Origin of the sequence: Salmonella sp. 2020_1395 (assembly GCF_043848115.1) — a bacterium.
Lineage (GTDB): Bacteria > Pseudomonadota > Gammaproteobacteria > Enterobacterales > Enterobacteriaceae > Salmonella > Salmonella enterica.
This window is the reverse complement of record NZ_JBCMFH010000005.1, coordinates 50973-71901: the sequence shown is the minus strand read 5'-3', so window position 1 is coordinate 71901 and position 20929 is coordinate 50973. Positions and strand designations below refer to the sequence as shown.

The 20929-nt window shown below is 52.7% G+C and carries 21 protein-coding genes; 16 read left to right on the top strand and 5 right to left on the bottom strand.

Going from position 1 to position 20929, the window contains the following annotated elements:
- The first annotated feature begins 36 nt into the window (after nucleotides 1-36).
- From ACH0WD_RS09680 to ACH0WD_RS09670, 3 genes are all read left to right on the top strand, one after another.
- Nucleotides 37-1101: a GGDEF domain-containing protein gene (locus ACH0WD_RS09680; protein ID WP_000211207.1), complete on the top strand. Its 1065-nt coding sequence runs from the start codon at nucleotides 37-39 to the stop codon at nucleotides 1099-1101.
- Between the two features lie 120 nt (nucleotides 1102-1221).
- Nucleotides 1222-2010, top strand: a complete 789-nt coding sequence (gene fhuF / locus ACH0WD_RS09675) for a siderophore-iron reductase FhuF (protein WP_000331535.1) — start codon at nucleotides 1222-1224, stop codon at nucleotides 2008-2010.
- Between the two features lie 150 nt (nucleotides 2011-2160).
- Complete coding sequence (locus ACH0WD_RS09670; RefSeq protein WP_000058276.1) at nucleotides 2161-2619, top strand: YbaK/EbsC family protein; 459 nt, start codon at nucleotides 2161-2163, stop codon at nucleotides 2617-2619.
- A 50-nt stretch (nucleotides 2620-2669) separates the two neighbouring features.
- On the opposite strand, the gene bglJ is transcribed toward ACH0WD_RS09670, so the two are convergent.
- Nucleotides 2670-3344 (bottom strand): DNA-binding transcriptional activator BglJ, encoded by a 675-nt coding sequence (gene bglJ, locus ACH0WD_RS09665; RefSeq protein ID WP_000431546.1) that lies wholly within the window; start codon nucleotides 3342-3344, stop codon nucleotides 2670-2672.
- Nucleotides 3305-4030, bottom strand: coding sequence for a response regulator transcription factor (locus ACH0WD_RS09660; RefSeq protein WP_000936652.1), 726 nt, complete (start codon nucleotides 4028-4030; stop codon nucleotides 3305-3307). Before ACH0WD_RS09660 ends, bglJ begins: the two co-directional genes overlap by 40 nt.
- 712 nt (nucleotides 4031-4742) lie before the next feature.
- Here ACH0WD_RS09660 and ACH0WD_RS09655 point away from each other — a divergent pair.
- The 6 genes from ACH0WD_RS09655 (at nucleotide 4743) to opgB (ending at nucleotide 10448) form a co-directional block, all read left to right on the top strand.
- The gene (locus ACH0WD_RS09655) at nucleotides 4743-5519 is read left to right on the top strand and encodes a threonine/serine exporter ThrE family protein (protein WP_001747536.1); all 777 of its coding nucleotides are present in this window, start codon (nucleotides 4743-4745) and stop codon (nucleotides 5517-5519) included.
- Complete coding sequence (locus ACH0WD_RS09650; RefSeq protein WP_000511329.1) at nucleotides 5510-5983, top strand: threonine/serine exporter; 474 nt, start codon at nucleotides 5510-5512, stop codon at nucleotides 5981-5983. The genes ACH0WD_RS09655 and ACH0WD_RS09650 overlap by 10 nt, the downstream gene beginning before the upstream one ends.
- Nucleotides 5984-6075: 92 nt before the next feature.
- Entirely contained in the window at nucleotides 6076-6615 is a 540-nt protein-coding gene (gene dnaT, locus ACH0WD_RS09645; RefSeq protein ID WP_000098573.1) for a primosomal protein DnaT, read from the top strand.
- Between the two features lie 2 nt (nucleotides 6616-6617).
- On the top strand, nucleotides 6618-7355 hold the full coding sequence (gene dnaC / locus ACH0WD_RS09640; protein ID WP_000799924.1) for a DNA replication protein DnaC: 738 nt from the start codon (nucleotides 6618-6620) through the stop codon (nucleotides 7353-7355).
- Between the two features lie 57 nt (nucleotides 7356-7412).
- The gene (locus ACH0WD_RS09635) at nucleotides 7413-7874 is read left to right on the top strand and encodes a DUF2501 domain-containing protein (RefSeq protein WP_001090314.1); all 462 of its coding nucleotides are present in this window, start codon (nucleotides 7413-7415) and stop codon (nucleotides 7872-7874) included.
- Between the two features lie 282 nt (nucleotides 7875-8156).
- Nucleotides 8157-10448 (top strand): phosphatidylglycerol--membrane-oligosaccharide glycerophosphotransferase, encoded by a 2292-nt coding sequence (gene opgB, locus ACH0WD_RS09630; RefSeq protein ID WP_001292705.1) that lies wholly within the window; start codon nucleotides 8157-8159, stop codon nucleotides 10446-10448.
- A 168-nt stretch (nucleotides 10449-10616) separates the two neighbouring features.
- Here the strand turns inward: opgB and tsr are convergent, their stop codons facing one another.
- Nucleotides 10617-12278: a methyl-accepting chemotaxis protein gene (gene tsr / locus ACH0WD_RS09625; protein ID WP_001747537.1), complete on the bottom strand. Its 1662-nt coding sequence runs from the start codon at nucleotides 12276-12278 to the stop codon at nucleotides 10617-10619.
- Nucleotides 12279-12644: 366 nt separating this feature from the next.
- On the opposite strand from tsr, the gene btsT reads away from it, so the two are divergent.
- From btsT to ACH0WD_RS09595, 6 genes are all read left to right on the top strand, one after another.
- Nucleotides 12645-14795, top strand: a complete 2151-nt coding sequence (btsT, locus tag ACH0WD_RS09620) for a pyruvate/proton symporter BtsT (RefSeq protein ID WP_000379928.1) — start codon at nucleotides 12645-12647, stop codon at nucleotides 14793-14795.
- A 94-nt stretch (nucleotides 14796-14889) separates the two neighbouring features.
- The gene (locus ACH0WD_RS09615; RefSeq protein WP_000460616.1) at nucleotides 14890-15093 is read left to right on the top strand and encodes a YbdD/YjiX family protein; all 204 of its coding nucleotides are present in this window, start codon (nucleotides 14890-14892) and stop codon (nucleotides 15091-15093) included.
- 10 nt (nucleotides 15094-15103) lie between these two features.
- Entirely contained in the window at nucleotides 15104-16060 is a 957-nt protein-coding gene (gene yjiA / locus ACH0WD_RS09610; protein ID WP_000612223.1) for a GTPase, read from the top strand.
- Between the two features lie 37 nt (nucleotides 16061-16097).
- Complete coding sequence (locus ACH0WD_RS09605; RefSeq protein ID WP_001128429.1) at nucleotides 16098-16913, top strand: AraC family transcriptional regulator; 816 nt, start codon at nucleotides 16098-16100, stop codon at nucleotides 16911-16913.
- A gap of 47 nt (nucleotides 16914-16960) precedes the next feature.
- Nucleotides 16961-17602, top strand: coding sequence for a LysE family translocator (locus ACH0WD_RS09600; protein WP_000438687.1), 642 nt, complete (start codon nucleotides 16961-16963; stop codon nucleotides 17600-17602).
- A 410-nt stretch (nucleotides 17603-18012) separates the two neighbouring features.
- Nucleotides 18013-18933 (top strand): DUF5655 domain-containing protein, encoded by a 921-nt coding sequence (locus ACH0WD_RS09595; protein WP_001280249.1) that lies wholly within the window; start codon nucleotides 18013-18015, stop codon nucleotides 18931-18933.
- Between the two features lie 76 nt (nucleotides 18934-19009).
- Here ACH0WD_RS09595 and yjiS read toward each other — a convergent pair whose 3' ends face one another.
- A complete protein-coding gene (gene yjiS, locus ACH0WD_RS09590) occupies nucleotides 19010-19174 on the bottom strand; it encodes a DUF1127 domain-containing protein YjiS (protein ID WP_000397917.1) in 165 nt (54 codons plus the stop codon).
- Between yjiS and ACH0WD_RS09585 the strand changes: the two genes are divergently transcribed.
- Nucleotides 19141-19284 (top strand): hypothetical protein, encoded by a 144-nt coding sequence (locus tag ACH0WD_RS09585; RefSeq protein WP_031602460.1) that lies wholly within the window; start codon nucleotides 19141-19143, stop codon nucleotides 19282-19284. The two genes, yjiS and ACH0WD_RS09585, sit on opposite strands and share 34 nt — an antisense overlap.
- Before the next feature lie 94 nt (nucleotides 19285-19378).
- On the opposite strand, the gene ACH0WD_RS09580 is transcribed toward ACH0WD_RS09585, so the two are convergent.
- The gene (locus ACH0WD_RS09580) at nucleotides 19379-20749 is read right to left on the bottom strand and encodes an NAD-dependent succinate-semialdehyde dehydrogenase (protein ID WP_172480783.1); all 1371 of its coding nucleotides are present in this window, start codon (nucleotides 20747-20749) and stop codon (nucleotides 19379-19381) included.
- Nucleotides 20750-20929: the final 180 nt, after the last annotated feature.

Sequence of the window (20929 nt, the reverse complement as noted above, 5' to 3'; positions counted from 1 at the left end):
TCCGTGTATATCACCGATAAATAACGACAATTACCCATGACAACACCATCCTGGCGGTCGCTTCGTATTAAGAAGTATCAGTTTTCTTTACGTCTTTTCTTGTTTCTCAACGCCGTGTCGGCGCTATTTACTCTCGTTTTCCCCCTTTATCAGATCAATGTATTTTGCACGCCAATGATCGGGATAGTGGTCCTGAGCGTATTACTGTTGATATGGCATGGGAAATATGGGCAAAAAAGAATTAATCTCCCCTTTATCTCCCTACTCTTTGGGGGAATATGGGCGGCGCATATTGCGCTAAAGTATCCGGCGTTAGGCCATTATGATTTCTCTTTTTTACTGATCTCCCTGCTTAGCGTTCTGTTTATCGGCTCGATAGCCTTTGCCGCGAATATCGTCGCGTTTACGCTCTATTCGCTACCGCCAGTCGCGGTCTGCCTGTGGCTGAACGGTAATGAACAAGGTTTGCGAATTCTCTATTTGCTGGCCCTGCCAATGGTGGGAATCGCTATTCAACATGTTATCCAGAAACGCTACGATAATTTTGCCCAACAGCTCATGTTTAAGCTGCTGGCCGAGCGGGAAACTCTCAATGGCCTGAGTATGCTTGATCCATTAACCGGCTTATATAACCGCCGTGGCCTGCAAAATCGGCTGGATACGTTACAGGCGCCGGGCAGCCATGAACACTACGTCCTGCTATTGGATATCGATCATTTCAAAGCGTACAACGATCACTACGGTCATATGATGGGCGATCAGGCGTTAATCCGCGTCTCAGCGGCAATTCGGGACGCCGTGCGATCGCGCGATGTCGTCTGCCGTTTTGGCGGGGAAGAATTTCTGGTGTTGCTGACCACCGCCGAACCACAGCAAGCCCGCGCTACCGCAGAACGTATCCGACAGGAAGTATACGATCTTAAAATCCCGCATATGTTTAACGAAAGCGTCGCCACCAATGTCACTGTCAGTATCGGCATTGCGCCCCTGACGGATCGCAATATCGGAGACGCTATCGAAAAAGCGGATAAAGCACTCTACGAAGCCAAGCATCTTGGACGTAACCACATTCTGGTCAGCGACGACATGCGCGCCCTATGAATCCTGCTGACGTAATCGTGCTACGCCAACAGCGTTAACCATAAACCGCTTGCCATCGTTTATCGCTATCGATAGGATTAGTAATAATTATCATTTAGATTAACATCATTAAACTGCGCTATGGCCTACCGTTCCGCACCGATTGCTGACGATATTATCTGGCGAGCTGCTCCCCAGCCGGAAGACGCCTCGCTGGCGGACGCAGTACGCGAGACGATCGCCTCTACCCGTGAGCACCTGTTGGACTTCATCCGGCTGGATGAAACACCGCCGCCAACGGCAATGACTCTTGCCCAGTGGACGCGCCCCGTGACGTTTCGTTCATTGCTGGCCGCCTATTCCGATCACATCTATCGGCACACGCCAGGCCTGCCACGTGAAAATAAACCGTTACTCTCCCTGTGGGCGCAATGGTATATCGGGCTGATGGCGCCGCCGCTGATGCTGGCATTACTGACGCAAGCGCGCGCTATCAATGTCTCGGCAGAACATATTCACGTTGAATTTCATGAAACCGGGCGCGCCGCGTGTTTCTGGCTTGATGTGCATCAGGATAACCTGGCAACGGCGCGTTCCCCGGAAGAACGAATGGAAACGCTGGTAGTCTCCGCACTACAGCCGGTCATTCAGGCGCTGGAGGCGACTGGCGACATCAGCGCGAAACTTATCTGGAGCAATACCGGTTATTTAATCAACTGGTATCTGACTGAGATGAAACCGCTGCTTGGCGAAGCCCTGCTGGCAACGCTACGCCAGCGCTGTTTTTTTGAAAAGCAGCTATCCGACGGTCAGGATAACCCGCTGTGGCGGACCGTCGTAATGCGCGACGGTCTTCTGGTACGCAGAACCTGCTGCCAACGTTACCGCTTACCTGACGTACAGCAGTGCGGCGACTGCACGCTAAAGTAAACCGCTTTACGTTGCCTTCAGTTATCGTCACGGCTTACTGCTGCTGGCCTGTCACATTATTATATTTACAGCGGCGCTCTCCGTATGCCAAATTACGTTTTGCCATTTTTGGGTCTACCGTGGCTATTGGTAAGGTCTCAGGAGAGAAGAATGAGTCTGCAATCTGTACGGCAATTTCTGGCCGATCATGCTCCCGATATTGAAATTATCGAATTAAATCAAAGTACAGCGACTGTCGAGCTGGCAGCCAAAGCGCACAACGTAGAGCCAGGGCAGATAGCTAAGACGCTCTCGCTTAAAGTAAAAGACACCATTATCCTGGTGGTCGCGAAAGGCGATGCCCGCCTGGATAATAAGAAGCTTAAAACCACTTTCGGCGCAAAAGCCCGTATGTTGAGCAGCGATGAAGTGGTCAATGCAACCGGACATCCTGTCGGCGGCGTATGTCCTTTCGGGCTGGAGCACCCGCTGCCCGTTTATTGCGACATCTCTCTGAAGGGGTATAACGAAGTATTGCCTGCCGCAGGCGCCACGCACAGCGCGGTACGCATCACGCCGGAAAGAATGGCAGAACTGACATCGGCGACCTGGGTAGACGTGTGCCAATAACGTGCCTGACACCCGGATTCCCCGAACAAGCACGGCGCATCCGGCGCGGGCTATACCCGATGCTGAAGCGCGGTAGCATCTCCGGCGCGCAGATATAACAGAATATCCGCCGCATCGAGTAACCCGGCATCAGAACTCACGCCCAGCTTGGACATCACATTAAACTTATGCGCCCGGATAGTCTTAATGTTACGTTCTAACTGGACGGCAATTTGCGGCATTGAGTAGCCGTTCGACATGAAACGCAGAATCTCCCGCTCGGTTGGACTAAGCATACAATTCTGGTGAAGTTCCCAAAGATTGTCTGTACGCTCCGTTGTCCGCCGGGCGCTATTAAGCGATGTAAATAAGGCATCCTGTAAAACATCCAACGGCGATGCTTTGCTGATGACCCCATCCAGCGGCAGCGGGGATAACGCGCTGATTAAGCGGGCTTCAGCATCATCATCGGCAATCACCAGACGCCGCATATGGGGATAATTTATCGCCAGTTCCGTCAGGCTGGATAATCCTGTCCGGCGTTCAGTTCTTAACGCAGAAAGAGAAAAAATAACGGCAGAAAACGGCGTCTTTAGCGCAGCCTTATAAAACGCGGATGGTTTTGAAAAAATATGAAGCGTATGTCGGCAATCCGGCATTGCATCAAATAGCCCTTTAATACCAATGGTGCTCATCACGCATTTTTCTACGAGCGCAACATTTCTCTTGCTGATTCTGTTTTCCATTCCATGGTTTCTCCATATACCGAAGGTAGGTTCAATTCTCTGGCTCCCTGAGAACTGTTTATCCATGCATACATCTCTGCATTACTGTGTATTGATAAGCGTCGCATGGCGCTATTTTTTTGGGCGCTAATTGTTTTATTACTTTTTTTAAGTAACGCCGCAATTTGGTTAATGCCCCACCCTTTTCCTAAAAGGCGTAATACTTTTCGTTCAGACAGCGTAAGGACAATCGGCCTGTCGTGGGCCTGCTGAATTTCAGACGGTACCTGAGGCGATAATAACGTTTTACTTATTCTTTCTGAGCGAGCGTTTCCCGCATGGATAACGCTAATAAGATTCTCGATTGGCTCTTCGTCTGAAAGCAAGGTGCTGACGGGGCCCATCAGGAGATCAACCGCATGTGGATAGCAGGATTTAGGAACCAGAAATACCCAATGTATGTCGCGATATTGCGAGATTAAGCTATAAAAATATTCGCAGATAGCGCGGGGAGAGGCATTGTTAACTGCTAAATCAGCAATAACTAAATTACTTCGGCGTAGCTGTAGCAGCGTTAGCTCTTCTATCGTACGACAATACGCCAGTTTATAATCGGGGAAATTACCTGTTATAGCCCCTTTAAGGCCTTCCTGTATAAGAGGGGTTTTACTGATAATAAGTCCATTTTTGCAGCATCCTGGCAGCATAATTCCTCCGCACCCACGCCGCCACTTTTCATTGCCCCATTAATAAAAACACTATTAACAATGATCGCAAAGAAATATAGGCCGAGTGGATTAATTATCCTTGTTTTATTTTTAAATATCTAACATTGATTGCGCTACAATCCACATAGCACAAAAACATGAAATCACTATCGCATAGTTACTCATAAAACCAGAAGCAAGACAATTAAATTAACTAAATTTGCACATTAGCAATTCTAACGAAAACGCATCATATTAATAAATTTAAAATATGAGTTTGCCCTTCATTCATATTGCTGAGTCCTAAAACAAAAGCCCAACAATACTGTCCACCATCCATAAAACCCATGTAATATCTACGAATTACACTAAGTCATGCCTATTTTTACGCCCGCTGCTCACGCCATTGTGGTTAAACCATTAATGCATATAGTTGATAAAATTCACCACATCATTGATTCAAAAATGAGCGGCCAGGCTGGCATAATGCCTCTATTCTGGAAACGGACATACGAGAACCGTCGCCCATAAGGATATCCTGCCTGTGACGAAGCGCACGTCTCAGGAAGCTTATGCGTTGCGTCTGGTGGTTGACGTTTTTATCAACAAGAAATTGATCTTAACCAACGCCATCATGCCTGCGCTTCGTGTTAAAAAGAAAGCCTCTGTCATAGTGGCGGCGCATAGAATGTCTTTTCGGACAGGACGAGTCATGCAAGAAGAGCAATCAATTCAACGAGCAGTAACACGGTTATGTATTCAATGCGGGCTGCTTTTATTGCAGCACGGGGCGGAAAGCGCACTGGTTGATGAGCTTTCCACCCGCCTCGGTTTGGCGCTCGGTATGGATAGCGTCGAAAGCGCGATCTCCTCTAACGCCATTGTACTGACGACCATTAAAGACGGACAATGTCTGACATCGACACGTAAAAACCAGGATCGCGGCATTAATATGCACGTCGTCACGGAGGTTCAGCATATCGTTATCCTCGCGGAACATCGTCTGCTGGATTACAAAGGCGTGGAAAAACGCTTTAGCCAGCTCCGCCCGCTGCGTTATCCGCGCTGGCTGGTGGCGTTTATGGTCGGTCTTTCCTGCTCCTGCTTTTGTAAGCTGAATAATGGCGGCTGGGATGGCGCGGTTATCACCTTTTTCGCCAGTATGATAGCCATGTATATCCGCCAGATGCTGGCGCAGCGGCATTTACATCCGCAGATCAATTTTTGCATTACCGCCTTTGTCGCTACCACGATTTCCGGGCTGATGCTCACCCTTCCCGCCTTTAGCCAGACGCCCACTATCGCCATGGCGGCGAGCGTACTGCTACTGGTGCCGGGCTTTCCGCTGATTAATTCCGTCGCAGATATGTTTAAAGGACATATTAATACCGGGCTGGCGCGCTGGGCTATCGCCAGCCTGTTGACACTGGCCACCTGTGTGGGCGTAGTGATGTCAATGACAATATGGGGGCTACGAGGATGGGTATAATCGACTTTTTACTGGCGCTAATGCAGGACATGATCTTGTCTGCGATCCCCGCCGTCGGGTTTGCGATGGTCTTTAATGTTCCCCACCGGGCGCTTCCGTGGTGCGCGCTACTGGGGGCGCTGGGTCATGGCTCGCGTATGCTGATGATGAGCGCTGGCTTTAATATCGAATGGTCGACGTTTATGGCTTCGCTGCTGGTCGGCAGTATTGGTATTCAGTGGTCACGCTGGTATCTCGCTCACCCTAAAGTGTTTACCGTCGCGGCCGTGATCCCGATGTTTCCGGGGATTTCCGCCTATACCGCGATGATTTCCGCAGTAAAAATTAGCCATCTGGGCTATAGCGAACCGATGATGATTACGCTGCTGACCAATTTTCTGAAAGCCTCTTCCATTGTTGGCGCGCTCTCAATTGGCCTCTCTGTACCGGGATTATGGCTGTACCGCAAACGCCCCCGCGTGTGATCGGTGGAACGCCTCCTGCTGTTCTTACAGGTCTGTGTGGTACTATAAAAACAGTCGCCCTTCTCGGTTGTTGTTCCATATTGAGAAACATTATGTCTTCCAGAATTTTAACGTCGGACGTCATCGGTATTGACGCCCTTTTACACGATCATCATGCTGTGCTGGCGAAGTCAACGGGCGGCGCAGTGGCGGTATTCGCTAATAATGCGCCTGCCTTTTATGCCGTGACGCCTGCACGCATGGCTGAACTGCTGGCGCTTGAAGAAAAGTTATCACGTCCGGGAAGCGATGTGGCGTTAGACGCGCAATTTTACGAAGAACCCGAAGCCGCCCCCGTTGCGATTCCCTGCGGAAAATTCGCCATGTATCCCGCCTGGCAACCGGATGCGGATTTTCAGCGTCAGGCTGCCCTTTGGGGCGTGGCGCTTCGGGAGCCGGTCACCGCAGAAGAGCTGGCGGCGTTTATCGCCTACTGGCAGGCGGAAGGTAAGGTTTTTCACCATATCCAGTGGCAGCAAAAGCTGGCGCGCAGCGTGCAAATCAGCCGTTCCAGCAATGGCGGAATGCCGCAGCGCGACATCAATAGCGTCAGCGAACCTGACAATCATATTCCACCAGGTTTTAGGGGGTAACGATGAAAAATGTTGGCGACCTGATGCAACGTCTACAAAAAATGATGCCTGCGCATATTACGCCGGCATTTAAAACGGGCGAAGAACTACTGGCGTGGCAGAAAGAGCAAGGCGAGATCCGGGCGGCGGCGCTGGCGCGGGAAAACCGGGCGATGAAAATGCAGCGCACCTTTAACCGTTCCGGCATTCGACCGCTGCATCAAAACTGTTCGTTTGATAACTATCGGGTTGAGTGCGACGGACAAATGAACGCGTTAAGCAAAGCCCGACAGTACGTTGATGAGTTTGACGGCAATATCGCCAGCTTTGTCTTTTCCGGCAAGCCGGGAACCGGTAAAAATCATCTCGCCGCGGCTATTTGTAACGAGCTGCTGCTGCGCGGAAAGTCAGTACTGATTATCACCGTAGCGGATATTATGTCAGCGATGAAAGACACGTTCAGCAATCGGGAAACCAGCGAAGAGCAGTTGCTTAACGATCTGAGTAACGTTGATCTGTTGGTGATCGACGAGATCGGCGTGCAGACCGAATCCCGCTATGAAAAAGTGATCATCAATCAAATTGTCGATCGTCGTTCCTCGTCAAAACGTCCCACCGGCATGTTGACGAACAGCAATATGGAAGAGATGACGAAAATGCTTGGCGAACGCGTCATGGACCGTATGCGTCTCGGCAACAGTTTATGGGTTAATTTTACCTGGGACAGTTACCGCAGCCGGGTGACGGGTAAAGAGTATTAAATTGCAACGTGCGCCAGGGCGATACGACGCCTGGCTGGCATAACACAGGTGATTACCATGAATACAGCGAAACATGTTCTGTGCTGCGCGGCGATCGCCAGCGTACTGATTTCCACCAGCGGTATTGCCGCCAGTCAGTTAAGCGCTCAGGGCGCGAACGCACAGCAGGGCGGGATGTCGCTTTCTGCGCTAACCGGTCTGCTCAGCAGAGGTGCCCAGTCACTCAGCGCCGATAATATGAATAATGCCGCCGGTATTTTGCAGTACTGCGCCAAACAGAAACTGGCGTCCGCTACCAACGTGGAAAACGTTAAAAATCAGATTCTGAACAAGTTGGGGTTGGATACCACACAGCAGGAGCAGGACACTAACTACCTGAACGGCCTGCAAGGGTTGCTCAAGACGAAGGACGGCCAGCAGTTGAACCTCAATAATATCGGCAGTACGCCGCTGGCGGAAAAGGTGAAAACCAAAGCTTGCGATCTGGTGTTGCAGCAAGGGCTGAATTTCCTCTCCTGACTGCGTTTTTCTGACCGTGCGCCACGCCGGGACGCCCTGTTAAAAGCCGTGTTTTGGCCTTTTACCCGCCAACACGGCATTAACCCGATTTTTCTCTTCGTCTTTTCCTGTTATTAACCGCTATGGCAGGAAGTGATGCCGATCAAAAAACCAACTTTCTAAACTCATTCTAAATAACAGCGCCGTGTAAAGTTATTAGAATTGCAGCAATGTGACATCGCTATTACATTGTTAGAAATTTTTTCCTGCCAGCGATAAGCCTGGTTTATTGAGGATCGTCAGTTGTCCGAGTTGCTCTCTGTCGCTCTGTTTCTCGCCTCTGTGCTGATATATGCCTGGAAGGCGGGTCGTAACACCTGGTGGTTTGCCGCCACTCTCACGGTACTGGGACTTTTTGTCATTCTGAATATTACCCTGTATGCCAGCGACTATTTTACCGGCGACGGGATCAACGACGCAGTGCTTTATACGCTCACGAATAGTCTGACGGGAGCGGGAGTCGGCAAATATATTCTGCCGGGAATCGGCATTGCCCTGGCGTTAGTGGCGGTATTTGGCGCGCTGGGATGGATACTACGCCGCCGCCGTCACCATCCTCATCATGTCGGTTACAGCCTGCTGGCGTTACTGCTGGCGTTGGGTTCGGTCGACGCCAGCCCGGCGTTTCGCCAGATTACCGAACTGGTAAAATCACAAATGCGCGATGGCGATCCGGATTTTGCCGTTTATTATAAAGAACCAGCAAAAACCATTCCTCATCCGAAGCTCAATCTGGTCTATATCTACGGCGAGAGCCTGGAACGGACCTATTTTGATAATGACGCGTTCCCCAATCTCACGCCAGAGTTGGGCGCGCTGAAAAATGAGGGGCTGGATTTCAGCCATACCATGCAACTGCCGGGAACGGATTACACCATCGCCGGGATGGTGGCTTCCCAGTGTGGTATTCCGCTGTTTGCGCCGTTTGAGGGCAATGCGTCCGCGTCGGTTTCCAGCTTCTTCCCGCAGAATATCTGCCTCGGCGATATTCTGAAAAACTCCGGCTACCAGAACTATTTCGTGCAGGGCGCTAACCTGCGTTTTGCCGGGAAAGACGTGTTCCTGAAATCACACGGATTTGATCATCTGTACGGCGCTGAAGAGCTAAAAACGGTGGTGGCGGACCCGTCTTATCGTAACGACTGGGGCTTCTACGACGATACGGTGCTCGATGAGGCATGGAAGAAATTTGAAGCGCTTTCCCGCTCAGGCCAGCGTTTTTCGCTGTTTACGCTGACCGTAGATACTCACCACCCGGACGGGTTTATCTCACGCACCTGCAACCGCAAACGCTACGATTACGACGGCAAGCCCAACCAGTCCTTTAGCGCCGTAAGTTGCAGCCAGGAAAACATCGCCGAGTTTATCAACAAAATCAAAGCGTCACCATGGTTTAAAGATACCGTTATCGTCGTCTCTTCCGACCATCTGGCGATGAATAATACGGCCTGGAAATACCTGAATAAGCAAGATCGCAACAATCTGTTTTTTATTCTGCGCGGCGATAAACCGCAGCAGGAGACGCTGGCGGTCAAACGCAACACAATGGACAACGGCGCAACGGTGCTGGATATTCTCGGCGGCGATAATTTTATCGGTCTGGGACGTAGCAGCCTTTCCGGGCAGTCGCTGTCGGAAGTGTTCCTGAATGTAAAAGAGAAAGTGCTGGCGATGAAGCCGGATATCATTCGCCTGTGGAATTTCCCGAAAGAGATAAAAGATTTTACCGTCGATCGGGACAAAAACATGATCGCTTTTTCCGGCAGCCACTTCCGCCTGCCGTTACTACTGCGCGTATCGGATAAGCGTGTTGAACCGTTACCGGAAAGTGAATACTCCGCTCCGCTACGGTTCCAGTTGGCCGACTTCGCCCCGCGCGATAATTTCGTTTGGATCGATCGCTGCTACAAAATGGCGCAGCTATGGGCGCCGGCGCTGGCGCTCTCCACCGACTGGTGCGTCTCGCAGGGGCAGCTTGGCGGGCAGCAAACCGTACAGCATGTCGATAAAGCGCAGTGGCAGGGTAAGACGGCGTTTAAAGACACGATGATCGATATGGAACGCTACAAAGGCAACGTCGATACCTTAAAGATTGTCGATAACGATATTCGTTATAAAGCCGATAGCTTTATCTTTAATGTCGCGGGCGCGCCGGAGGAGGTGAAGCAGTTTAGCGGCATTTCCCGGCCGGAGTCCTGGGGGCGCTGGTCAAATGCGCAGTTGGGCGATGAGGTTAAAATCGAATATAAAGCGCCGCTGCCGAAAAAGTTTGATCTGGTGATCACCGCCAAAGCCTTCGGCGACAACGCGAATCGGCCGATTCCGGTACGCGTAGGCAACGAAGAACAGACGCTGGTGCTGGGTCACGATGTGTCCACTATCACGCTGCATTTCAACAACCCGACGGACGCGAATACCTTAGTCATTGCGCCGCCCGCTCCCGTCTCCACCAACGAAGGTAATATTTTGGGCCATTCGCCGCGCAAATTGGGGATTGGCATGGTGGAGATCAAAGTGGTGAATGTTGAGGGTTAAAAGAGAATGTCATATATGCCGGGTGGCGGCTGCGCCTTACCCGGCCTACACATCACCTTTATCAATAAACTGGCGCCCAGGCCTGATAAGCGAAGCGCCATCAGGCAAAAGTGTGAACATCTCATCCGGCCTACGGTCGTCTGTAGGCCGACTGTTCACCATACGCCCTTAAAACGTTTCCCAATTATCGCTGCCGTCGGCCACAGCGGCCTTTGGTGACGACACGGCTGCCGGGGTTTTTACCGCAGCCACTTCACGCGCACGCTGCTGTTGCTGTTGAATACGGAACACCGCGACGGCCTGGGTCAGACGGCTGGCTTGCTCTTCCAGCGCCGCAGCCGCGGCGGCGGACTCTTCCACCAGCGAGGCGTTCTGCTGCGTTACGCGATCCATCTCCGCTACCGCCAGGCCCACCTGGTCGATACCACGGCTTTGCTCGTCGGACGCCGAGGCAATCTCGCCCATGATATCGGTCACGCGGGTCACTGCATTGACGATCTCATCCATGGTTTCACCGGCGCTTTCGACCAGCGTCGAACCCACATCAACACGGCTCACGGAATCCTCAATCAGACTCTTGATCTCCCGTGCCGCCTGCGCGCTACGCTGGGCCAGATTACGGACTTCACCGGCTACCACCGCGAACCCGCGTCCCTGCTCGCCTGCGCGCGCCGCTTCTACCGCCGCATTCAGCGCCAGGATATTGGTCTGGAAAGCAATACCGTCGATTACGCTGATAATATCGGCGATTTTCTGCGAACTGGAGGCGATATCGCGCATTGTTTGTACGACGTTATCCACCACTTTGCCGCCTTTTTGCGCTGTTTCAGAGGCGCTCAATGCCAGGTGACTGGCCTGACGGGCGTTTTCGGCGTTCTGTTTCACGGTGGCGGTCAGTTGTTCCATACTGGCGGCGGTCTCTTCCAGAGACGCTGCCTGCTGCTCAGTACGGGAAGAGAGATCGTTGTTGCCCATCGCAATCTCGCTGGCGCCGCTATAGATCGCATTCGCGCCGTTACGTACATCGCCAACGGTACGCATCAGTTCACTTTGCATATGACGCAGGTTTTCAGCCAACTGCCCCATTTCGTTGGAGCCTTCCACGTCGATACGCTTCACCAGATCGCCGCTGGCGATATGACGAATGCTTTCAATCAGACGATTCATCGGGGCGATAAGCGACAGTTTGATGCCGAACCAGACGGCGATAATGACCACCAGAACGGCAATCAGCACACTGACCAGTACCCACATCGCCTGGTTGTAGGAACTGTTGTTATCCTCAACAGCAATATCGTACAGACGATCGTTTTGCTGCATATAGGCCATGTACTGCTTCTCAAAAGCGTCCTGATAGCTTTGAGTCGGTTGATCAAAAAACTCGTTAATCTTACCCGCGCCAAGAAGCTGAATAAGCTCCGCCAACGCGCCGTGGTAGATATCATAGGTTCGTTTGATCTCAAGGAAAGCCGCTTCACTCTGACGTGGATCGCGCGGTAACGACTCATACTGCGCCCAGTTTTTTTCGGTCAGCTTCAGCGTATTGGTCGCCCCCTGCATCAGTTCAGCGACAGTTGCGCCGCTGCCAATATTGCTCTGGTCCATCATCCAGCGGATACCCGCGCGATTCAGGGTATTACGCGTTTGCAACAGCTCCACCCAGGTTGCATTCAGGGCAGACTGCTGCTGACGAATGGTTTGCAATACGGTGAAGTTTTCTTTGTCATTCTTCAGCGAGTTGAAGAACAGCCCGCCGGATGTCAGTTGTAAAAGGCCAAATAGCGCCAATACCAGCAGTAAGCTGGTAACAATTTTAATTCGCTTTAACATGTTTTCTCTTTCCGCTAGACAGATACAGAATTTTCGGCCTGGAAAGGGAAAACTTTATGGGATGCGCGCCATTAATATCACGATTAGCTCAGTTAAGTCGTTATGACGCCCCGCGCAACAAGGATCGTCCCATTTTATATCGTGATCTCAATCACATAAAATAGCCCACGCCCTCCTCCGCGAAACCGCTTACCGGTACGTCCGACCGCTTAAACCGCCATACAACCACTCACTGATTTACCTAACTTTACGCGCGCGATGATCTGGCAAGATCCTCTCAGCATAGCAGTCAATCTACCTCCTCAAACACGAACTCAATGTCCACCCAGCTTCGGCTGATAATTAAACTTACAACCAGGTTTTACTATGGATACGAAAAAGATATTCAAGCACATACCCTGGGTGATTCTCGGAATCATCGGTGCTTTCTGCCTCTCGGTCGTTGCCCTACGTCGGGGTGAACACGTGAGCGCCCTGTGGATCGTGGTCGCTTCCGTTTCCGTCTATCTGGTGGCTTACCGCTACTACAGCCTGTATATCGCCCAGAAGGTCATGAAACTCGACCCGACGCGCGCGACGCCGGCGGTCATCAATAACGACGGCCTGAACTACGTGCCGACTAACCGCTACGTGCTGTTTGGTCACCACTTCGCCGCCATCGCCGGCGCAGGTCCGCTGGTCGGGCCGGTATTGGCTGCGCAGATGGGCTATCTGCCGGGGACGCTGTGGCTGCTGGCGGGCGTGGTGCTCGCGGGCGCAGTGCAGGACTTTATGGTGCTGTTCATCTCTTCCCGCCGTAACGGCGCCTCTCTTGGCGAGATGATCAAAGAAGAGATGGGTACCGTTCCAGGCACCATCGCGCTGTTCGGCTGCTTCTTAATTATGATCATCATCCTCGCGGTGCTGGCATTAATCGTGGTTAAAGCTCTGGCCGAAAGCCCGTGGGGTGTCTTCACCGTCTGCTCCACGGTGCCGATTGCGCTGTTTATGGGCATCTACATGCGCTTCCTGCGTCCGGGACGCGTAGGCGAAGTCTCCGTTATTGGTATCGTGCTGCTGGTGGCGTCTATTTACTTCGGCGGCGTGATTGCCCACGACCCGTACTGGGGCCCGGCGCTGACCTTTAAAGACACCACCATTACCTTCGCGCTGATCGGCTACGCCTTTGTTTCCGCGCTGCTGCCGGTATGGCTGATCCTTGCCCCGCGCGACTATCTCGCTACCTTCCTGAAAATCGGCGTGATCGTCGGTCTGGCGCTGGGGATTGTGATCCTCAACCCGGAACTGAAAATGCCGGCATTGACGCAATATGTCGACGGTACTGGCCCGCTGTGGAAAGGCGCCCTGTTCCCGTTCCTGTTCATCACCATCGCCTGTGGCGCCGTCTCTGGCTTCCACGCGCTCATCTCTTCCGGTACCACGCCGAAACTGCTGGCCTGTGAGACCGATGCGCGTTTTATCGGCTACGGCGCGATGCTGATGGAGTCCTTTGTTGCGGTGATGGCGCTGGTGGCGGCCTCGATCATTGAACCGGGTCTCTACTTCGCGATGAACACCCCGCCGGCAGGTCTGGGCATTACCATGCCAAACCTGCACGAGATGGGCGGCGAGAACGCGCCGCTGATTATGGCGCAGTTGAAAGACGTTACCGCACATGCAGCGGCGACCGTCAGCTCCTGGGGCTTTGTGATTTCCCCGGAACAAATCCTGCAAACTGCGAAAGATATCGGTGAACCGTCAGTATTGAACCGCGCAGGCGGCGCGCCAACGCTGGCAGTAGGTATCGCGCATGTGTTCCACAAAGTCCTGCCGATGGCGGATATGGGCTTCTGGTATCACTTCGGTATTCTGTTCGAAGCGCTGTTTATCCTGACCGCACTGGATGCGGGTACCCGTTCCGGCCGCTTTATGTTGCAGGATTTGCTGGGTAACTTCGTCCCGTTCCTGAAAAAAACCGATTCTCTGGTCGCGGGTATCATCGGTACCGCAGGCTGCGTCGGTTTGTGGGGCTATCTGCTGTATCAGGGCGTGGTCGACCCGCTGGGCGGCGTGAAGAGCCTGTGGCCGCTGTTCGGTATCTCTAACCAGATGCTGGCCGCCGTGGCGCTGGTGTTGAGCACCGTGGTACTGATCAAAATGCAGCGCACCAAATACATCTGGGTGACGGTGATCCCGGCGGTATGGCTGCTGATCTGCACCACCTGGGCACTGGGCCTGAAACTGTTCAGCGCCAACCCACAGATGGAAGGTTTCTTCTACATGGCAAACCTGTATAAAGAGAAGATTGCCAACGGCACCAACCTGACCGCGCAGCAGATTGCCAACATGAACCATATCGTGGTGAACAACTACACTAACGCTGGTTTGAGTATTCTGTTCCTGGTGGTGGTGTACAGTATTATCTTCTACGGTTTCACCACCTGGATGAAGGTACGCAACAGCGATAAACGTACCGATAAAGAAACCCCGTATGTGCCCGTGCCGGAAGGCGGCGTGAAGATCTCTTCACACCACTAAAACTGATGCCGGGTAGCGCACAGCGATCCCGGCTAGTGTAGGCCGGATAAGGCGCAAGCCGCCATCCGGCTTTATTCATTAACAGGACGGCAGAATGTTTGATACTTTAGGTCAGGCAAAAAAATATCTCGGCCAGGCGGCAAAAATGTTGATTGGTATTCCGGACTACGACAACTATGTCGAGCACATGAAAACCAACCATCCCGACAAGCCGTACATGACCTATGAAGAGTTCTTCCGCGAACGTCAGCAAGCACGTTACGGCGGCGATGGCAAAGGCGGTATGCGCTGTTGTTAATGGAGAGACTATGATCCCGATTGCAGTTACCCTACTTACCGGTTTTCTTGGTGCCGGCAAAACCACCCTACTACGCCATATCCTCAACGAACAACATGGTTTTAAAATTGCTGTTATCGAAAACGAATTTGGCGAAGTCTCCGTTGACGATCAACTGATTGGCGATCGCGCCACACAGATCAAAACCCTGACTAACGGCTGCATCTGCTGTACCCGCTCCAACGAGCTGGAAGATGCGCTATTAGACCTGCTCGACAGCCGCGACCGCGGCGATATTGCTTTCGACCGTCTGGTGATTGAATGCACCGGCATGGCTGACCCCGGCCCGATTATTCAGACCTTTTTCTCCCATGACGTATTATGCGAACGCTACCTGTTAGACGGCGTGATTGCGCTGGTCGACGCGGTGCACGCTAACGAGCAGATGAACCAGTTCACCATCGCCCAGTCGCAGATAGGCTACGCCGACCGTATCCTGCTGACCAAAACCGACGTGGCAGGCGACAGCGAGAAACTGCGCGAGCGGCTGGCGCGTATCAACGCCCGCGCCCCGGTTTACACCGTGGTACACGGCGATATTGACCTGAGTCAGTTGTTTAATACCAGCGGCTTTATGCTGGAAGAGAACGTGCTGGCAAGCCAACCGCGTTTCCACTTTATTGCCGATAAACAGAACGATGTGTCGTCAATTGTGGTGGAGCTGGATTACCCGGTGGATATCAGCGAGGTTTCGCGGGTGATGGAAAACCTGCTGCTGGAATCAGCGGATAAACTGCTGCGTTACAAAGGGATGCTGTGGATCGACGGCGCCCCCAACCGCCTGCTGTTCCAGGGCGTGCAGCGCCTCTACAGCGCCGACTGGGACAGACCGTGGGGCAACGAAACGCCGCACAGCACGCTGGTATTTATCGGGATCCAGTTGCCGGAAGACGAGATTAGAACGGCATTTGCGGGGTTAAGGAAGTAAACGGGCGCAGAAAAGCCGGGACCGCACAGGAGATTGTATGCCCCTTATCCGAGATATTCACCAACGCTTCTGGCGTCTGCCACAACTGCCGTGGCTGGAGCTACGTACCACCAGTGAAAGCCGTCAGGCCTATAAGCGCCACAGCCACCCGCAACTGTCGCTGGGCGCGATCATCGCCGGAGAAACCCGCTGCATCAGTAACGGGCAAGAGTATCTGTTACGCCCCGGCGAGCTGATCCTGATCCCCCCGCAATCTCCACACAGTTGTAACCCACTCCACGAGCGACCACGCAGCTATCATATGCTGTATCTCGATGTGGACTGGTGCCTGACGCAGCTCCCCCATTTGCCGGCGGATAGCCGCCTGCATACCACGCAGCCACAGTTGCAGGACCCGCAGCTTTTCCAGCTTTATCAGCAAATTGTGACGTCTATTACTCAGCAACAAACTGCCGGACTTCCGGCGCTTATTATCCACCTGTTGCGCGCCCTGCCGCTACAAAGCGCCGACGCCGAACCGCCATGCGCCATCAGCCGCCAGTTGGTTGCCCGCTTAGTCAGCAACCTTCAGGAACCGCCGACGCTGGACACACTGGCGCAGGAGTTTGCGCTCCGTAAGGAGACTCTGATTCGCACTTTTAAGCAGGATACAGGCCTGACTCCTGTCAGCTTTACCAATATGGCCCGCATTGAATATGCCCGGCACCGATTGCGCGCCGGGGACGATATTGCCGATGTTGCCTATCAGACCGGTTTCGCCGATCAAAGTCATTTCCACAAAACCTTCGTCAGCTACACGGCGGCAACGCCGCGTCAGTACGCGCAGAACAGATCAATATCCGACAATAAATAGCGCATCCGCAGGTATAGGCTGACCTCAGTATCATCACTGAGGTTACTATGGAACAGGTTACAACGTTATTTCCCCCGGCGTTTCCCGCACTGGCGCTGGCGCATTTTATGGCGCTGCTCAGCCCGGGTCCGGACTTCTTTTTGCTGGTCGGTTACGCCGTACGCTATCGGCTGCGCGGCAGCGTCGGGCTGTGCCTCGGCATTGCGGCGGGAAATGGGCTCTATATTCTGCTGGTGGTGATTGGGTCAGGGCTACTACGTCAGACGCCGCTGCTCTTTACCATCATCGAACTATTGGGTGCCGCCTACCTGCTATGGGTGGGCCGTCAACTGTTGAAAAGCCGCGCCGGGCCGCTGGAGTGGCGGTACGCCGCATCGGCATGTCCGTCACTGGCAAAACAACTATTACTGGGGCTAGGTTCATCGCTGTTGAATCCGAAAAATGCTCTGTTTTATCTGGCGCTAATGACCGCCCTGCTGGGCCCAAACGTGACCGTTACACAACAGGCCATATGTGGAATCTGGATGACCAGCGTAGTGTTACTCTGGGATCTGCTGCTGATAACGCTTATCGCCCTGCCGCAAATTCAACGTCGTCTGGGTAATCTTGTCTGGAAAATTGAACGCGCCGCCGGCGGCATTCTGATCGCCTTTGGCTGCTGGATTGTATGGCAGTTCATTACCAGTTAAATCGATGAGGGGCAGCTTTATACGGTGGTCAACGTTGCCCGGGCAGATAAATAGGGTCTGCATCATTCGAACCCTTTCCTTCTTATAATGCCGATGCCGCCATAAATTAACCTGCCCCCAGAAACCAATAAAGCGACTAAATAGCCGCTTTATTCTCATCACCAAATATAATATCACCTCTCATCCAGCGGCTTATTTTCATTGGTTTTCAGCTGGACTTTCCTTCTGTAAGATGCGCAAACTGCTGTAACAGCGTCGGATGGCGCTAACGCTTATCCGACCTACGGCCCGCTGCCCGGTAACCACCTGCTGTCGGGCTTATAACATATCTCACCTCCAAAAGCCCGATTTCCGCTTTTATCTCTTTTCACATAACGTATGATAGTGCGCAGAAAATTCAGGAGGGATCCATGAGCGATATCCAGCTTTTCCGCCTCGGAGGCGGGAAAGTACAAGAACTACCGGGCAAAGCCGCAGCCATTGAAAAAGATCTGCAAATGCTGATCGAATCCCATATGGAAACGTTCCTTGGCGTCCGCTTTCTCGAGACCGAATACCGCACGGGTAAAACCCATCGTGGGCGAATTGATTCCCTCGGCCTCGATGAAAATAACTGCCCGGTGATTATTGAATATAAGCGCCACAGCAATGAAAACGTGATTAATCAGGGATTATTCTATCTGGATTGGCTGCTCGACCATAAAGCAGAATTTCAGTTGCTGGTGATGGAGAAAATAAGTAAAACCGTGGCCAAAGTCATTGACTGGTCCGGCACACGGTTAATCTGTATTGCCGCCGATTTTAATAAATACGACGAACATGCCGTTCAGCAAATCAACCGCAATATCAACCTGATTCGCTACAAGCTTTTTGCCGACGACCTGTTAATGCTGGAACTGGTTAACGCCGTGGTCGAAAATAGCCCTCAGTACATCATCGCGAACGGTTCCGTCAGCAGCGGCAAACGCCATACCCGCACGCAGCGCGAACAGCTCTCTTCGGCCTCTCCCGCGCTGCTTTCATTATATGAACAGCTAAAAAGTTATGTGCTGTCACTCAGTGATGAGGTTCAGTTTAAAGAGCTTAAGCTCTATGACGCCTTCCGCCTCATTCGCAACTTTCTGTGCGTAGCCGTTTATCCCGTGACCGACCCACACCTACGCCTGTGGCTGAAAATCAATCCACAGCATATCCAGCTTGAAGAAGGATTTAGCCGGGACGTCACAAACATTGGCCACTGGGGAACCGGCGACGTCGAATTGATTGTGCGTAACGAACATGATCTGGATAAAGCCAAACTGCTGATCGAGAAAGCCTGGCAGGAAAATTAGCGTTCCAGGATACCCACCTACTGGAGAGGTTAAGATAAGATTATCCAGCCTTTCCAGTTTTACTGACTCTTATCTGTTATTCCACATCCTTCCTTTCCAACCCAATATCCCTTAACTGCTCGTCACTCATTCGTCGCAGCGCCTGACAGGCCCGCTTACGCAGCCACCACCTTTTTAGCGCCCGTCTGAGCTGTACAAAGCCAATAAATGGTTGTCTGGGGCGATTCTCGTAAAATTCCATACCGACCTCCGCATAGAACAGAAAATGCGGGCATCATGAATGTCTGTACAAACAATATCGGGATCAAAAGCACGGTTAGTGCAACGTGGATAAATAAGGAGGGCAATTGAGGGTGTTTTGTTCGTTTATTTCGTTCTGATTTAAGATCCGCGTCCTTCGCTGCAAAAAGCCAGGCCCCTCCCGATTTCAGAGGGGCAACAGGGATTAGCGGCGCACCACTACCAGCTTCTGGTTCACAAACTCCTTAATCCCCAGATCCGATAGCTCGCGTCCGAAGCCCGAACGCTTAACGCCGCCGAAAGGCAGCTCCGCTGCGGTGTCGGTCAGCCAGTTGATATAAACCATCCCGGTTTCAATCCGGGAGGCCATGCGTTTAGCACGCTCAATATCCTGACTAAACACCGCGCCGCCCAGGCCGTAGTGGGAATCGTTGGCGAGTTTTACCGCCTCGTCATCGTCTTTCACCACATACATCTGCGCCACCGGGCCGAAGAACTCTTCAAAGTACGCCGGGTTGTCACGCGTAATATTGGTCAGAATCGTCGGCTCAAAGAAGTTGCCTTTGCTTTCCAGCGGCTTGCCGCCAACGTGCAGCGTCGCGCCATTTTTCACCGCTTCCTCGACCTGTCTGGTCAATGTATCCAGCGCATCTTTCGACGACAGCGGCCCCAGTTCGGTAGAAGCATCCATCTGATCCCCCACCTTCACCTTCCTGAACGCCTCGGTGAACTGGCTGAGGAATTGATCGGCGATTTTCTCATGCAGGATAAAGCGCTTCGCCGCCGTACATACCTGTCCTGCATTAGTGAGCCGTGCCTGCACGCCAATTTTCACCGCTTTCTCAAGATCGGCTTCGTCCAGCACGACGAACACATCGTTCCCGCCCAGTTCCAGCGTCGATTTTTTAATGTGCTTCGCCGCCTGTGCCGCCACGGCGCTCCCCGCTTTTTCAGATCCGGTCAGCGCCGCGCCCTGCACGCGCGGGTCGGCGATGATATTCGCCACCTGATCGGAGGAAATAAACAGGTTGGTCCATGCGCCTTCCGGCGCGCCGGCTTCACGCACCAGATGGGCAAACGTCTCGGCGCAGTGCGGTACGATGCTGGCATGTTTCGCCAGCACCGGGTTACCAGCGGCCAGGTTCGGCGCCAGCACACGCATCAACTGATAGTACGGGAAGTTCCACGGCTCAACGGCCATGATGACGCCAATCGGATGATGTTCTACCCACGCGTCGCCAAACTCGGTTTTATAAGGCACCGGGGCAAGAAACTGCTTCGCGTTATCCGCATAATAGCGAGCGATCTGCGCACACAGTTTGACTTCGCCACGGCTCTGCTCGATGAGCTTGCCCATCTCCTGGCTGGCGATTTTTGCCAGTTCTTCAACACGGCTGTCGATCAAGTCAGCCAGCTTATGCAGTACCGGCAGACGTTGGTCAATCTCTCCCCTGGACCAGTCGGAGTGATAGAGCGCGTCAGCTTTTTGCAGCGCGGCTTCAATATCCGCGTCCGTATGCGGGGGATACTCTTTAATGAGCTGATTATTGGCAGGATTCACTGTCTGGTAAGCCATATCACATGTCTCCTTGTTATCGTCATTAAGGCAGCCGTAAATGCCGCTCAGAACAATAAGGGTAGTAGAGATGGCTGGCGCTATCGGTAAAGTTCGGTATATTCGTGCGGTTATCAACGATAATTATAGAGCGCGTTGCCCGGCGGGCACCGGGCCTGCAACATTCAGACTGGAACCGCG